General features: G+C 72.5%; 14 protein-coding genes. 10 read left to right on the top strand and 4 right to left on the bottom strand.

The window, feature by feature from the left end; translation table 11 throughout:
• Positions 1 to 92: 92 nt before the first annotated feature.
• Positions 93 to 575 carry an RICIN domain-containing protein gene (locus ACFYOU_RS31420; protein WP_391310436.1) on the bottom strand — a complete coding sequence of 161 codons (483 nt, stop codon included), beginning with the start codon at positions 573 to 575 and terminating at the stop codon, positions 93 to 95.
• A 393-nt stretch (positions 576 to 968) separates the two neighbouring features.
• Between ACFYOU_RS31420 and ACFYOU_RS31415 the strand changes: the two genes are divergently transcribed.
• The 7 genes from ACFYOU_RS31415 (at position 969) to ACFYOU_RS31385 (ending at position 10,463) form a co-directional block, all read left to right on the top strand.
• Complete coding sequence (locus ACFYOU_RS31415) at positions 969 to 2,906, top strand: acyl-CoA dehydrogenase family protein (RefSeq protein ID WP_391310434.1); 1,938 nt, start codon at positions 969 to 971, stop codon at positions 2,904 to 2,906.
• 155 nt (positions 2,907 to 3,061) lie between these two features.
• The gene (dxr, locus tag ACFYOU_RS31410) at positions 3,062 to 4,339 is read left to right on the top strand and encodes a 1-deoxy-D-xylulose-5-phosphate reductoisomerase (RefSeq protein WP_389766533.1); all 1,278 of its coding nucleotides are present in this window, start codon (positions 3,062 to 3,064) and stop codon (positions 4,337 to 4,339) included.
• Positions 4,336 to 5,637 carry a site-2 protease family protein gene (locus tag ACFYOU_RS31405; RefSeq protein WP_391310432.1) on the top strand — a complete coding sequence of 434 codons (1,302 nt, stop codon included), beginning with the start codon at positions 4,336 to 4,338 and terminating at the stop codon, positions 5,635 to 5,637. Before dxr ends, ACFYOU_RS31405 begins: the two co-directional genes overlap by 4 nt.
• 174 nt (positions 5,638 to 5,811) lie before the next feature.
• Positions 5,812 to 6,969, top strand: a complete 1,158-nt coding sequence (gene ispG, locus ACFYOU_RS31400; RefSeq protein WP_389766529.1) for a flavodoxin-dependent (E)-4-hydroxy-3-methylbut-2-enyl-diphosphate synthase — start codon at positions 5,812 to 5,814, stop codon at positions 6,967 to 6,969.
• 190 nt (positions 6,970 to 7,159) lie between these two features.
• Positions 7,160 to 8,008 carry a GNAT family N-acetyltransferase gene (locus tag ACFYOU_RS31395; protein ID WP_391310430.1) on the top strand — a complete coding sequence of 283 codons (849 nt, stop codon included), beginning with the start codon at positions 7,160 to 7,162 and terminating at the stop codon, positions 8,006 to 8,008.
• A 73-nt stretch (positions 8,009 to 8,081) separates the two neighbouring features.
• The gene (locus tag ACFYOU_RS31390; RefSeq protein WP_385491662.1) at positions 8,082 to 8,681 is read left to right on the top strand and encodes a GNAT family N-acetyltransferase; all 600 of its coding nucleotides are present in this window, start codon (positions 8,082 to 8,084) and stop codon (positions 8,679 to 8,681) included.
• Positions 8,682 to 8,768: 87 nt separating this feature from the next.
• Positions 8,769 to 10,463, top strand: coding sequence for a proline--tRNA ligase (locus tag ACFYOU_RS31385; protein WP_391310428.1), 1,695 nt, complete (start codon positions 8,769 to 8,771; stop codon positions 10,461 to 10,463).
• A 354-nt stretch (positions 10,464 to 10,817) separates the two neighbouring features.
• Here the strand turns inward: ACFYOU_RS31385 and ACFYOU_RS31380 are convergent, their stop codons facing one another.
• Genes ACFYOU_RS31380 through ACFYOU_RS31370 form a run of 3 tightly spaced genes read right to left on the bottom strand, consistent with a single transcriptional unit; the run spans position 10,818 to position 12,833 of the window.
• Positions 10,818 to 11,732 carry an aminoglycoside phosphotransferase family protein gene (locus tag ACFYOU_RS31380; protein WP_391310427.1) on the bottom strand — a complete coding sequence of 305 codons (915 nt, stop codon included), beginning with the start codon at positions 11,730 to 11,732 and terminating at the stop codon, positions 10,818 to 10,820.
• 46 nt (positions 11,733 to 11,778) lie between these two features.
• Positions 11,779 to 12,270, bottom strand: a complete 492-nt coding sequence (locus ACFYOU_RS31375; RefSeq protein ID WP_391310424.1) for a DUF4439 domain-containing protein — start codon at positions 12,268 to 12,270, stop codon at positions 11,779 to 11,781.
• Positions 12,267 to 12,833, bottom strand: a complete 567-nt coding sequence (locus ACFYOU_RS31370; protein WP_391310422.1) for a hypothetical protein — start codon at positions 12,831 to 12,833, stop codon at positions 12,267 to 12,269. The genes ACFYOU_RS31375 and ACFYOU_RS31370 overlap by 4 nt, the downstream gene beginning before the upstream one ends.
• Positions 12,834 to 13,008: 175 nt before the next feature.
• Here ACFYOU_RS31370 and rimP point away from each other — a divergent pair, with 175 nt between their 5' ends.
• The 3 genes from rimP (at position 13,009) to ACFYOU_RS31355 (ending at position 14,984) form a co-directional block, all read left to right on the top strand.
• The gene (gene rimP / locus ACFYOU_RS31365) at positions 13,009 to 13,548 is read left to right on the top strand and encodes a ribosome maturation factor RimP (RefSeq protein WP_387002090.1); all 540 of its coding nucleotides are present in this window, start codon (positions 13,009 to 13,011) and stop codon (positions 13,546 to 13,548) included.
• A gap of 2 nt (positions 13,549 to 13,550) precedes the next feature.
• Positions 13,551 to 14,576 (top strand): transcription termination factor NusA, encoded by a 1,026-nt coding sequence (nusA, locus tag ACFYOU_RS31360; protein ID WP_389766517.1) that lies wholly within the window; start codon positions 13,551 to 13,553, stop codon positions 14,574 to 14,576.
• Between the two features lie 129 nt (positions 14,577 to 14,705).
• Positions 14,706 to 14,984, top strand: a complete 279-nt coding sequence (locus ACFYOU_RS31355; protein WP_387002094.1) for a YlxR family protein — start codon at positions 14,706 to 14,708, stop codon at positions 14,982 to 14,984.
• The last annotated feature ends 30 nt before the right edge of the window (positions 14,985 to 15,014 follow it).

Below are 15,014 nucleotides of genomic sequence, written 5' to 3'. Positions count from 1 at the left end.
GTCCCGGAGCCTTCTGTGCGGAGGCTCCGGGACGGGCTGCATCCGCTCCTGTCCCGCGGCGGCGCCGTGCCGTCGGACGGGCGTGCCGGACGTCACACCGGCACGGTGGCCGTGGTCGTCGTCCAGACCTGGTCCGAGGCGCCGTTGCAGGTCCACTGGATCAACTGTCTGCCGGGGGAACCGCTGGAACCGACCCCGAGACACTTGCCGGAGTACACGTTCCGCAGGTACCCGCCGGAGTACCACCACTTCTCGTCGACGGCCCCGTTGCAGGTGTACTGGATGGCGCCGGCACCCTGGGCCAGGCTGGACCCCACCCCGATGCACTTGCCCGAGTAGACGTTCTTCACGAAGTACGCCCGGGCCCCGTTGCTGTCCGTGGTGCTCACGAACGTCCAGCGCTCGTCGACGGCCGAGTTGCACCCCCACTGGATCACCGGGGCGCCGTTCCCGGTCTTGCTGCCGACCCCGGCGCAGAGCCCGCTGTAGTAGTTGTGCAGGTAGTAGCTCTCCGCCGCACGGGCGGTCCCCGTGCCGATGGCGAGCAGGGCGACGGTCGCCGTCGCGGTGCCCACGGCCTTCAGGGCCGCCCTTCCCCACCTGCGACTTCGACGCGTCGGCGCACCAGGGACCTCGTTCGGAATGCGGAACATCGATCGGCACTCCTTCCTCCTCGCGGACGGGCGACCGGAACGGGCCGCCCGCCCGGAACCTCCGTTTCCCCCACGCTAGGTCCGGCGCCGGGCGGCGCCTTGACGGGCCGTGCGCACGTTCTTGACGATGCGTGCCGATCTGCTCGATCGGCGTCCCGAGCCGCGCACGTGCCGGCGCAGCGGACCCGCTTGGTCCGAACGGCGGCGGCACGCCTGGCTGACCGCGGAGGACCGGGGTACACACGGAGGAGCAGCGCCACGGGCCCCGGACGGGTCCGCCCCCGTGCCCCACCGACCAGCGGCGAGGTGTCCCTCATGACCGCATCACCCCCCAAGCCGGCCGTCACCGCCCGTGAGGCACGCCAGGTCGCCGAGGCCGCGCGCGAGCAGGACTGGCGGGGGCCCAGCTTCGCCAAGGAACTGTTCCTCGGTCGCTTCCGGCTGGACCTGATCCACCCGCACCCGGTGCCCGGCGACGACGCCGTCCGACGCGGTGAGCAGTTCCTCGCCAAGCTCCGCGACTTCTGCGAGGACGAGGTCGACTCCGCCCGCATCGAACGCGAGGCCCGCATCCCGGACGAGACGGTGACCCGCCTGCGGGAACTGGGCGCCTTCGGCATGAAGATCGACACCCGGTACGGGGGCCTCGGCCTCACCCAGGTGTACTACAACAAGGCCCTCGCCCTCGTCGGCTCCGCGAACCCCGCGATCGGCGCGCTGCTCTCCGCGCACCAGTCGATCGGCGTACCGCAGCCCTTGAAGCTGTTCGGCACCCAGGAGCAGCGCGACCGCTACCTGCCGCGCTGCGCCCGCGGGGACATCTCCGCGTTCCTGCTCACCGAACCGGACGTCGGCTCGGACCCGGCCCGGCTCGCCACCGCCGCCGTCCCGGACGGGGAGGACTACGTCCTCGACGGGGTGAAGCTGTGGACCACCAACGGGGTGGTCGCCGACCTGCTCGTGGTGATGGCCCGGGTCCCGGCCGGCGAGGGCCACCCGGGCGGCATCACCGCGTTCGTCGTCGAGGCGGACTCCGAGGGCATCACCGTGGAGCACCGCAACGCCTTCATGGGGCTGCGCGGCATCGAGAACGGCGTCACCCGCTTCCACGGGGTGCGGGTGCCCGCCGCGAACCGGATCGGTCCCGAGGGTGCCGGCCTCAAGATCGCCCTGACCACCCTCAACACCGGCCGGCTCTCGCTGCCCGCGATGTGCGTCGGCGCCGGCAAGTGGTGCCTGAAGATCGCCCGCGAGTGGTCGGGCGCCCGGGAACAGTGGGGCAGGCCCGTCGGCCGGCACGAGGCCGTCGGCGGGAAGATCGCCTTCATCGCCGCGACCACCTTCGCCCTGGAGGCCGTCGTCGACCTGTCCTCGCAGCTGGCGGACGACCACCGCAACGACATCCGGATCGAGGCGGCCCTCGCCAAGCTGTACGGGTCCGAGATGGCGTGGCGGATGGCCGACGACCTCGTCCAGATCCGCGGCGGACGGGGCTTCGAGACGGCCGAGTCGCTGGCCGCCCGGGGCGAGCGGGCGGTCCCCGCCGAACAACTGCTGCGCGACCTGCGGATCAACCGGATCTTCGAGGGCTCCACCGAGATCATGCACCTGCTGATCGCCCGTGAGGCCGTCGACGCCCACCTCTCCGTCGCCGGCGACCTGATCGACCCGGACACCTCGCTCCAGGACAAGGCGCGGGCCGGGGCGCGGGCGGGCGGCTTCTACGCCCGTTGGCTGCCGAAACTGGTCACCGGCCCCGGACAGCTCCCCACCTCGTACGCCGCCTTCCACCCCACCGGGCACGCGGACCTCGCCGGTCACCTCCGCTACGTCGAACGGACCTCGCGCCGGCTCGCCCGGTCCGTGTTCTACGGGATGTCCCGCTGGCAGGGTCGGTTGGAGACCAAACAGGGCTTCCTGGGCCGGATCGTGGACATCGGCGCGGAACTGTTCGCGATGAGCGCGGCGTGCGTACGGGCCGAGCACCTGCGGCAGCGCGGCGACCACGGCCGGGAGGCCTACCAGCTCGCCGACGCTTTCTGCCGGCAGGCCCGGGTCCGCGCCGACGAACTCTTCGGCCGGCTGTGGACCAACGCCGACGCGTCCGACCGCACCCTGGTGGCAGCGGTGCTCGACGGCTCCCACACCTGGCTCGAACACGGGATCGTGGACCCCAGCGGCGACGGCCCGTGGATCGCCGACGCCACTCCCGGCCCCACCGCCGGACCCGACCGGCACCGCCCCGTTCCCTGACCGTGCCGGCAGGCCCGCGCCCGCCTGCGCACCCGGCTCCGGTGGGGTTCCCGCACCCCGCGGCGCGCCCGCGTCCGGCGTCCGCGGGGGCCCGGGGGCGCTGTACGGCCCCCGGGCCGCTGCCGGTCGGCGCGGCGACCCGTAAGAATGGGGGAATGACCGACAGCCCCGCCCCCCTCGCAGACCCGCACGTCGTCTTCGACCCCAGCCCGGCCGGAGACCGCAGGGACATCGTGATCCTCGGCTCCACGGGGTCGATCGGCACCCAGGCCATCGACCTCGTCCGGCGCAACCCCGACCGATTCCGGGTCACCGCCCTGTCCGCCGCGGGCGGCAACGTCGACCTCCTCGCCGAACAGGCGCACACGCTCGACGTGGACACCGTGGCGGTCGCCCGCGAGGACGCCGTTCCCGCGCTGCGCGAGGCCCTGACCGCGCGGTACGGCACCGGGCGGGCCCTGCCGACGCTCCTCGCCGGACCGTCGGCCGCCGCGGAGCTGGCCGCCTCCGACTGCCACACCGTGCTCAACGGCATCACCGGCTCCATCGGGCTCGCCCCGACCCTGGCGGCCCTGGAGGCGGGACGCAGCCTGGCGCTCGCCAACAAGGAGTCGCTGATCGTGGGCGGCCCCCTGGTCAAGGCGCTGGCGAAACCGGGGCAGATCATCCCGGTGGACTCCGAACACGCGGCCCTGTTCCAGGCGCTCGCCGCGGGCACCCGCGCCGACGTCCGCAAGCTGGTCGTCACCGCGTCGGGCGGACCCTTCCGGGGCCGGACCAAGGCGGAGCTCGCCGACGTCACCCCGGCGGACGCCCTCGCGCACCCCACCTGGGCCATGGGCCCGGTGATCAGCATCAACTCCGCGACCCTCGTCAACAAGGGCCTGGAGGTGATCGAGGCCCATCTGCTGTACGACGTCCCCTTCGACCGCATCGAGGTCGTCGTCCACCCGCAGTCCTACGTGCACTCGATGGTCGAGTTCACCGACGGCTCCACGCTGGCCCAGGCCACCCCGCCCGACATGGGCGGACCCATCGCCATCGGCCTGGGGTGGCCGGCCCGGGTGCCGGACGCCGCCCCCGCCTTCGACTGGAGCCTCGCCTCCACGTGGGAGTTCTTCCCCCTCGACACGGAGGCCTTCCCGTCCGTCGGCCTCGCCCGGCACGTGGGGGCGCTCGCGGGAACGGCTCCGGCAGTGTTCAATGCCGCCAACGAGGAGTGCGTTGACGCGTTCCTGAACGGCGCCCTGCCGTTCAACGGCATCATGGAGACCGTCACCGAGGTCGTCACCGAACACGGCACCCCGCGCACGGGAACTTCCCTGACCGTGCAGGACGTCCTCGAAGCGGAGACCTGGGCACGGGCCCGGGCCCGTGAACTGACGGCACAGGCGACCAGGACAGCGAAGAAGACCGCGGAGGCGCGTGCATGACACTCCTGATGACCATCCTCGGGATAGTGGTCTTCGCCATCGGCCTGATGTTCTCGATCGCGTGGCACGAACTCGGCCACCTGTCGACCGCCAAGCTCTTCGGCATCCGCGTCCCGCAGTACATGGTGGGCTTCGGGCCGACCCTGTGGTCGCGCAAGAAGGGCGAGACGGAGTACGGCATCAAGGCGATCCCGCTCGGCGGCTACATCCGCATGATCGGGATGTTCCCGCCCGGCGCCGACGGCCGGGTGGAGGCCCGCTCCACCTCCCCGTGGCGCGGCATGATCGAGGACGCCCGCACCGCGGCCTACGAGGAGCTGGAACCGGGCGACGAGAAGCGGCTCTTCTACACCCGCAAGCCCTGGAAACGCGTCATCGTCATGTTCGCCGGGCCGTTCATGAACCTGGTCCTGGCCGTGGCGATCTTCCTCGGCGTGCTGATGACCTTCGGCATCGAGCAGCAGACGACCTCGGTCGGGGCGGTCTCCGACTGCGTGATCCAGCAGAGCGAGAACCGGACCAAGTGCGAGACGGGCGACCAGGCGGCCCCCGCCAAGCAGGCCGGGCTCCGCGCCGGGGACAAGATCGTGGCCTTCAACGGCGAGTCGGTCGGCGACTGGTCCGCCCTCCAGTCCCGCATCCGCGACACCGTCGGACCGGCCACCCTCACCGTCGAGCGGGACGGCCAGCGCGAGGAACTCCGGGCCACCCTGATCAAGAACCAGGTCGGCAAGACCGACGGCAAGGGCGGCTACGTCGAGGGGGAGTACGTCACCGCGGGCTTCCTCGGCTTCACCCCGGCCACCGGAATCGTCGAACAGTCCTTCGGCCAGTCCGTGGACCGGATGGGCGACATGATGGTCAGCGGCGTCGAGTCGCTGATAGCGCTGCCCTCCAAGGTCCCCGCCCTGTGGGACGCGGCCTTCGGCGACGGACCGCGCGAGGCCGACTCGCCGATGGGCGTCGTCGGGGCGGCCCGGGTCGGCGGCGAGGTGCTGAACCTCGACATCCCGCCGGAGAACCAGGTCGCGATGATGCTGTTCCTGGTCGCGGGCTTCAACCTCTCGCTGTTCCTGTTCAACATGCTGCCCCTGCTCCCGCTCGACGGCGGGCACATCGCGGGCGCCGCCTGGGAGTCCGTACGGCGGGCCACCGCACGGGTGTTCAAGCGGCCCGATCCGGGACCCTTCGACGTGGCCAAGCTCATGCCCGTCGCCTACGTCGTCGCCGGAGTGTTCGTCTGCTTCACCCTCCTCGTCCTCATCGCTGACCTCGTGAACCCCGTCAGAATCTCCTGACGACCCCCGGCACGGACGTGCTCACGGCGGCCGGACAGCACGTCTGTCCGGCCGCCCACCCCTGAGGTGCACCCGGCGGCGCGATGTGCCCAGGGCCCTTCCGGTGCCGTAATCTGAGGGATCGGAGCCCGCTGATGACGGGACCTCGATCCACACCTTGGGGTTGCACACCAGATGACTGCGATTTCGCTCGGCATGCCGTCCGTTCCGACCAAGCTCGCCGAACGCCGCAAGAGCCGGCAGATCCAGGTCGGGTCCGTCGCGGTGGGTGGCGACGCGCCGGTCTCGGTCCAGTCGATGACGACCACGCGCACCTCCGACATCGGGGCGACGCTCCAGCAGATCGCCGAGCTGACGGCCTCCGGCTGCCAGATCGTCCGGGTGGCCTGCCCCACCCAGGACGACGCCGACGCCCTCTCGATCATCGCCCGCAAGTCTCAGATTCCGGTCATCGCGGACATCCACTTCCAGCCGAAGTACGTCTTCGCGGCGATCGACGCGGGCTGCGCCGCGGTCCGGGTGAACCCCGGCAACATCAAGCAGTTCGACGACAAGGTGCGCGAGATCGCGAAGGCCGCGGGCGAGACGGGCACCCCCATCCGCATCGGCGTGAACGCGGGCTCGCTGGACCGCCGACTGCTCCAGAAGTACGGCAAGGCCACCCCCGAGGCCCTCGTCGAGTCGGCGCTGTGGGAGGCCTCGCTCTTCGAGGAGCACGGGTTCCGCGACATCAAGATCTCCGTCAAGCACAACGACCCGGTGATCATGGTGAACGCGTACCGCCAGCTCGCCGCCCAGTCCGACTACCCGCTGCACCTGGGCGTCACCGAGGCCGGCCCGGCCTTCCAGGGCACCATCAAGTCGGCCGTCGCCTTCGGCGCCCTGCTCGCCGAGGGCATCGGCGACACCATCCGGGTCTCCCTCTCGGCCCCGCCGGCCGAGGAGATCAAGGTCGGCATCCAGATCCTGGAGTCGCTCAACCTGCGCCAGCGCCGCCTGGAGATCGTGTCGTGCCCCTCGTGCGGCCGCGCCCAGGTGGACGTCTACAAGCTCGCCGAGGAGGTCACCGCCGGCCTGGAGGGCATGGAGGTGCCGCTGCGGGTCGCCGTGATGGGCTGCGTGGTGAACGGCCCCGGCGAGGCCCGCGAAGCGGACCTCGGCGTCGCCTCCGGCAACGGCAAGGGCCAGATCTTCGTGAAGGGCGAGGTCATCAAGACCGTCCCCGAGTCCAAGATCGTGGAAACCCTGATCGACGAGGCCATGAAGATCGCCGAGCAGATGGAGAAGGACGGCATCGCCTCCGGCGAACCCACCGTCTCCGTCGCCGGCTGACCCGTACCGCCCCGGGCCCGCCCCACCCGGGCCGCGGCCCCGTGACGACACCCGTCGCGGGCACCGGCGACCCGCCCGGGACGGGCCCCGTGGCCCGGCCCCCGCACGGGCAGCGCACGGGCAGCGCACGGCTCCTCACCGGCAGGTACAGTGCCAGGACCAGCAGCCCACCCGGTGAGGCCCCGCACCCGTGTTGACCCAGACCACCACCAGGGTCCTCGAACCGAGCGACCTAGCAGCCGCCCTCGCGGTCCTTGACCGCGACCCGGTGGCCAACGCCTTCGTGACCTCACGGGTCCAGGTCGCCGGCCTGGACCCCTGGCGCCTGGGCGGCGAGATGTGGGGCTGGTACGAGGACGGCGCGCTGGCGTCCCTCTGCTACGCGGGCGCCAACCTGGTCCCCCTCTGCGCCACCCCGCGGGCCGTCCGCGGCTTCGCCGACCGCGCCCGCCGCGCCGGCCGCCGCTGCTCCTCCATCGTCGGCCCCGCCGAGACCACCGCCGAACTGTGGCGGCTCCTCGAACCGTCCTGGGGCCCCGCCCGCGAGGTCCGGCCGAACCAACCCCTGATGGTCACCGACCGGCTCTCCGACACCGTCACCCCCGACCCGTACGTCCGCCGCGTCCGCAAGGACGAAATGGAAACGATCATGCCCGCGTGCGTGGCCATGTTCACCGAGGAGGTCGGGGTCTCCCCGCTCGCCGGGGACGGCGGACTGCTCTACCAGGCGAGGGTCGCCGAACTGGTCGGAGCGGGACGGTCCTTCGCCCGGGTCGACCGGGACGGCAAGGTCGTCTTCAAGGCGGAGATCGGCGCCGCCACCCCGCGGGCCTGCCAGATCCAGGGCGTGTGGGTCGCCCCCGAGTACCGGGGACAGGGCTTCGCGGCCCCCGGCATGGCGGCCGTGCTGCGCTACGCCCTCGCCGACGTCGCCCCCGTGGTGAGCCTCTACGTGAACGACTACAACACCGCGGCCCGCGCCGCCTACCGCAGGGTCGGTTTCCGTGAGACCGGCGCGTTCATGAGCGTCCTGTTCTGACCTCCCCGCACCGAGCGCCGCTCCCCGACCGGCTCCCCGTACCGGCTGGTCGGCCCCGGGGTACGCTCCCCGCATGTTGCGGATTCCCGGGTTCGGCTCGCGCACGCCCGACGACTTCACGATCGGGCCCCTGGACCTCGCGGCCCGGGTCGACGAGGCCCTGGCCGTGCAGGCCGACGCGTTCGGCCTGGGCCGGGACGAGGTCAACGTGCGCCGTCAGATCGTCCTGCGACACATGAACCAGCCCGGCGCCCGCGCGTTCGGCGCCACCCTCGGTGACGACCGGCTCGTCGGATTCGTGTACGGCATGCCCAACGACCGCACCCACTGGTGGTCGACCGTGGTCCAGCCCTACCTCAGGCTCCAGGGCAACGACGGCTGGCTCGACGACGCCTTCGTCATCACCGAACTCCACGTGCGCACCCGGCACCAGAACCGGGGCATCGGCCGGTCCCTGATCACCACGATCACGGACGACGCGCCGCACCCCCGCTCGATCCTGTCGGCGATCGACACCGAGAGCCCGGCCCGGGCGCTGTACCGCGCCCTCGGCTACCGCGACCTCGCCCGACAGGTCCACTTCCCCAGCGCCCCCCGGCCGTACGTGATCATGGGAGCGCCGCTGCCGCTGCTGCGCGGGGAGCCCGCCCGACCGGCCCGCCGGGCCCCCTGACCCCCCTGGCGCGCGTAACCGATTTCCGCCCGCCCGGCGGGCCCGGCTAACCTCCTGCCCATCACCCTTTCCACGCAGGAGTTCACCATGGCCCAGGTCCAGCGCATGTCCCGATTGATGGTCAAGACACTGCGCGACGACCCGGCGGACGCCGAGACGCTCAGCCACAAGCTGCTGGTCCGCGCCGGATACGTGCGCCGCAACGCGGCGGGCATCTGGACCTGGCTCCCGCTCGGCAAGAAGGTCCTCGACAACATCTCGTGCGTGGTCCGCGAGGAGATGGACGCCATCGGCGCCCAGGAGGTCCTGCTGCCCGCCCTGCTGCCCAAGGAGCCCTACGAGGCTTCGGCGCGCTGGGAGGAGTACGGCGACCTGCTGTTCCGGCTCAAGGACCGCAAGGGGGGCGAGTACCTGCTCGGCCCCACCCACGAAGAGATCTTCACACTCGTCGTCAAGGACCAGGTGGCGTCCTACAAGGACCTTCCGGTCATGCTGTACCAGATCCAGACGAAGTACCGCGACGAGGCCCGTCCCCGCTCCGGTGTGCTGCGCGGACGCGAGTTCCAGATGAAGGACTCGTACTCCTTCGACACCACCGACGAGGGGCTCGCCGAGTCCTACCGGCTGCACCGCGGGGCCTACCAGAAGATCTTCCAGCGCCTCGGCCTCGACTACCGGATCGTGTCGGCCGTCTCCGGTGCGATGGGCGGCTCCGACTCCGAGGAGTTCCTGGCCCCCGCAGCCGCCGGCGAGGACACCTTCGCGGACTGCCCCGCGTGTGACTACGCGGCCAACACCGAGGCCGTCACCTTCGCGCTGACCCCCGTCGACGGCGCCGAGCACGGGCCCGTCGAGGAGCTGGACACCCCCGACACCCCGACCATCGAGACCCTCGCCGAGCACCTGGGCGTCCCCGCCTCGGCCACCCTGAAGAACCTGCTGGTGAAGGTCGACGGCGAGATCGTCGCCGTCGGCGTGCCCGGCGACCGCGAGGTGGACCTCGGCAAGCTCGGCGAGCACCTCGCCCCCGCCGTGGTGGAACTGGTCACCGCCGAGGACTTCGAGGGCCGCCCCGACCTGGTCCGCGGCTACGTCGGCCCGCAGGGGCTGGACAAGGTCCGGTACGTCGCCGACCCGCGGATCGCGCCCGGCACCGCCTGGATCACCGGCGCCAACAAACCCGACACCCACGCCCGCAACGTCGTCTGCGGCCGGGACTTCACCGTGGACGACTACCTCGATGTCGTCGTGGTCGAGGAGGGCGACCCCTGCCCGAAGTGCGGCACCGGCCTCAAGCTGGACCGCGCGATCGAGATCGGCCACATCTTCCAGCTCGGCCGCAAGTACGCCGACACCTTCCAGCTCGACGTGCTCGGCCAGCAGGGCAAGCCCGTCCGGGTCACCATGGGCTCCTACGGCATCGGCGTCTCCCGTGCGGTGGCCGCGCTGGCCGAGCAGTCCGCCGACGAGCAGGGGCTCTGCTGGCCGCGGGAGATCGCCCCCGCCGACGTGCACGTGGTCGCCGCGGGCAAGGCCGCGCAGACGGAGCTGGCGCTCGACGTCTCCGAGCAGCTCGCCGCGGCGGGTCTGCGGGTGCTCGTGGACGAGCGTGCGGGGGTGTCGCCCGGGGTCAAGTTCACCGACGCGGAGCTGATCGGGGTGCCGACCATCGTCGTCGCGGGGCGGCGGACCGCCGAGGGCGTCGTCGAGGTGAAGGACCGGCGCACCGGCGAGCGTGAGGAACTGACCGTCGCGGAGGCGGTGGCCCGCTTGACCGCGTAGCGGTTCGGCTCGGGTGCGGGGTCGCTTCCCTAGGGGTGCGTGGTTCGGCGCGGGTGCGTCGTCCTTGCCCGCGCAGTTCCCCGCGCCCCTGACGGGGCCCGAACCGGTTCGCCCCGTGGCCCGGACGGAGCTGAACCGGCCCCGCCCACAGAGCGCCCCGACAGGGGCGCGGGGAACTGCGCGAAACGGGGACGCACAACGACGAAACAGCGCACGCGCAGCAGATCGCACCCGATCAGGGGCGCGGGGAACTGCGCGAGTCCGGGGCGCACGCCGACCGAACAGCGCACGTGCAGCGGGTCGTACCCGATAGGGGCGCGGGGAACTGCGCGGGCAACCACAGCGCACCCGAAGCTACAACCACGTGGCGTACTCCAGAAGAAGCTCCGCATCCCCGGGGCGCCCCGAGCCCCGGGACCGCACCGCGGACTCGACCGCCCGAAACAGCGCCCACCCCCGCACCCGCTCGGGGTCCACCTCCAACGACTCCGCCAGCCGGCGAACCCGCCGCCGCGCCACCCCCGCCCCGGACGACGTGGCGACCAGGTCCTCCACCCGGTCCCGCACCAGCCGCGCGAGATCGTACGCGGGGTCGCCCACCAGCGGCTCGGGCCCCACCGCCAGCCACGGCGTCCGCTCCCCGGCCAGCACCTTGCTCTGCCGGAACGTCCCGTGCAGCAGCCGCGCGTCCACGGGCACCGCCAACAGCGCGTCGCGCGCGTCGAGCGCCGCCGTCACCAACTCGGCGACCTCCGGATCGGCGGCCGACTTCAGCACCGCGGCCTGCCGCCCGGTCAGCTCGGCGACCGTCCCGAACCCGTGGTCCACCGGCGGTTCGACCCACAGCCGCCGCAGCACGCCCGCGGCCTCCAACATCGCCTTGGCCTCCGGCAGCGACCGCACGGACACGTCCGACTGCAAGCGCTCCAGCAGCATCCCGCCCGCGACGGGAGCACCGGTCAGCACCCGTACGGCCCCCAGGCCGCCCCAGTGCTCCAGCGCCGCCCGCTCCTGCTCCGGGTGCGCACCGGGCGGGGCCAGCTTCAGCGCGGCGGACGTCCCGTCCGACCGGCGCACCAGCACCACCAGACCACTGCGTCCCCCGGGCACCGGCACCCGTTCCACCGTCAGCCCGACACCGGCCACCGCCCGGTCCAGGAGCCGGGGCAGGGCGTCGAGCCACGCCCCGTCGGGCCCCGTCTCGCGGGTGGCGTCCGCGCGTGCCTCGGCCAGCGCCCGGACCAGGCGTTCCGGCGCTTCGAAAACCATGTGCGGGGGGTGTCCCTTCCTGAGCGTGTCGCGGGGCGCGCCCCAGCTAGCGGGATGCCCGCAGGGCCGGCGGGCCACCCGGGCCCGCGGACCGCTCGGCGAGCCCAGGGAAGGCTACGCTGCCGCCCCGCCAGCGGGCCGCGCGGACCGCCGCCTCCCGCAGCGCGTCCACCGCCGTCCGTCGCCGTGCCCCCTGCGAGGCCCGGACCAGGTCGGCGTACACCCCGGCGAGCCGGTCCTCCAACTGGGCGGCCAGCCGGACCGCGCCGCCGGTGTCCGCGACCGGGAACGGCAGCGCGTACCCGGGCGCCGCCGGCACCGGGTCCCCGCCGAGGTCCCGCACCGCGCGCTGCCAGGCGTCCCGACGGGCCCGGTGGGCGTCGTGCGCGGCGCGGGCCTCGCCCCGCCGGTCCTCGTGCACCTTGCCGCCGACCACCCCGTAGCCGTACACGGCGGCGTGTTCGGCGTCCAGGGCCGCTCGCAGCGCCGTCAGTTCGGCGGCCTTCGCCCGCTCGCGGGCACTGGGCTGGTCGGTCACTTGTCGCCCTCCGTCAACAGGTACGCGTGCGCGGCGCCGGCCGCCGCGACCGAGGCGAGCAGCCGTGCCAGCTCGCCGGGGACCTCCAGGGCCCGTGCGGTCCGGGCGCCGGACAGCTTCCGCTCCTGCCCGGCGAGCCAGCCGAGCGCCTCGCGGGGCGCGTCCGGCACGGGCTCCGGGGCGGCGCCGGTGGCCGGGGAGCCGGGGGAGGCCGAGCCGGTCGCGCCGGTGGACGCCTCGGGGGAGGCCGACCGACCGGTCCGGGCGAACGCCTTCTCGTGGCTGGCGACCTCGGCCCGCAGCGGCGTCAGCCGCTTCGCGAGCGAGGGGTGCGCGGCGAGCACCCGGTCGTAGCGCTCGCCCAAGTCCCGGCTCTCGGTGGCCGTGCGGACCCGGGCACGTTCGGCGGCGGACGCCTGCTTCTTCGTCGTCCCCGACGGGTCGTCGGCGTCCGAGGTGCAGCCGGTGGTGACCGTGGCGGCCAGGCTGACGCCCGCGACACCCGCGAGCAGAGTCCTTCGGCGCGGCCCGGACCGGGCACGCAGCGGCAGGGGGAACGGCATGGCGGACGTCCTCGGGAACTCGCGGTGGCAGGACGGGAGACACGGGCTGTACGCCCGTGATCACCGTACCCGCACGGCCACCGGCCGCGGACGGCAACACCCTCCGGGAGCGGATACCCTTTGACCGGACACAGGACCTTCCCACAACAGCACACGCGGCCGAGGAGTCACCCGGATGAGCACCACCCAGAGCGAGAGGCTGCGCGAGCTGCTGGAACCGCTCGTGACCGCCCAGGAACTCGATCTCGAAGAGGTCAGCGTGTCTCCGGCGGGCAAGCGGCGCGTGCTGCGCGTGGTGGTGGACTCCGACGAGGGCGTGCTCCTCGACACCTGCGCGGAGCTCAGCCGGACGATCTCGGACGAACTCGACGCCACCGACGTGATGGGCTCCGGCGAGTACGTCCTGGAGGTCACGTCCCCCGGCGCCGACCGACCGCTCACCCTGCACCGCCACTACGTGCGGGCCACCGGCCGTCTGGTCCGTTTCCAGTTGGTCGCCGGCGGCGAGTTGACCGCCCGGATCAACCAGGTGGACGAGGACGGTCTCGACCTCGAAGTCCCCGGCGTCAAGGGCCGCAAGCCCACCGCCCGCAGGCTCGCGTTCGACGAGATCGCCAAGGCGCGGGTGGAGATCGAGTTCAACCGCAAGCAGACCACCGGCCCGGCCGGTGACGACACCGACCTGACCGACGACACGGAAGAAGAGGAGGCGTAGTCGTGGACATCGACATGAGTGCCCTGCGGGGCTTGGTGCGGGAGAAGGAGATCTCCTTCTCCTTGCTGGTCGAGGCGATCGAATCGGCCCTCCTCATCGCCTACCACCGCACCGAGGGAAGCCGGCGCCACGCGCGGGTGGAACTCAACCGCGAGACCGGTCACGTGACCGTCTGGGCGAAGGAGGACCCCGAGGACCTGGAGGAGGGTCAGGAGGCGCGCGAGTTCGACGACACCCCGTCGGACTTCGGCCGGATCGCCGCGACCACCGCCAAGCAGGTGATCCTCCAGCGACTGCGGGACGCCGAGGACGACGTGACGCTCGGCGAGTACGCGGGCCGCGAGGGAGACATCGTCACCGGTGTCGTCCAGCAGGGCCGCGACCCGCGCAACGTGCTCGTGGACATCGGCAAGCTGGAAGCCATCCTGCCGGTGCAGGAGCAGGTGCCCGGCGAGGAGTACCCGCACGGCATGCGGCTGCGGACGTACGTCGTCCGGGTGGCCAAGGGCGTGCGCGGTCCCTCCGTCACCCTCTCGCGCACCCACCCCAGCCTGGTGAAGAAGCTCTTCGCGCTGGAGGTGCCGGAGATCGCCGACGGGTCCGTCGAGATCGCGGCGATCGCGCGCGAGGCCGGACACCGTTCGAAGATCGCGGTCCGTTCGACGCGCTCCGGACTGAACGCCAAGGGCGCCTGCATCGGCCCGATGGGCGGCCGGGTCCGCAACGTCATGGCGGAACTGAACGGCGAGAAGATCGACATCGTCGACTGGTCCGACGACCCCGCGGACATGGTCGCCAACGCCCTGTCCCCCGCTCGGGTGACCAAGGTGGAGGTCGTGGACCTCGCGGCCCGCTCCGCCCGGGTGATCGTGCCCGACTACCAGCTGTCACTGGCGATCGGCAAGGAGGGCCAGAACGCCCGCCTCGCCGCCCGCCTCACCGGCTGGCGCATCGACATCCGCCCGGACACCGAGCAGGAGTCGGACGAGTCGGACCGGTCCGACCGGTCTGAGTACCGGCGCCCCTGAGACGAAGGGGCGGCTCCGCGGGCCCACCGCCCGCCCGCGGAGCCCCGCCGCACGTGTCGGCGGGAGAACCATCAGGTGAGTGGCCCGCCCCCGCAGGAATGGGGTCCGTACGGGGAGGTAGACTAGAACGTGTCTGGCCGGACGCAAGCCCGCGCACGCCCTGAACGCACCTGTGTGGGGTGTCGGGAGCGAGCGGCCAAGAACGAACTGCTGCGTATCGTGCAGAAGGGTGACGCCTGCGTACCCGACCTTCGCGGTACGCTGCCCGGCCGGGGTGCGTACGTGCATCCCGTCCCGGTCTGTCTCGATCTGGCGGTGCGCCGTCGCGCTCTCGTCCGAGCCCTGCGGGCCCGGACACAGCTCGACACCCAGGCGCTGACCCAGATGGTCACGGGTGACACCACGTAATACGTAACAGGTGCCGTGCGAAGCCCCGTG

This window comes from Streptomyces sp. NPDC005955 (assembly GCF_042871255.1).
GTDB lineage: Bacteria > Actinomycetota > Actinomycetes > Streptomycetales > Streptomycetaceae > Streptomyces.
The sequence above is the reverse complement of the archived record's forward strand: the minus strand, read 5'-3'. Positions and strand labels throughout refer to the sequence as shown.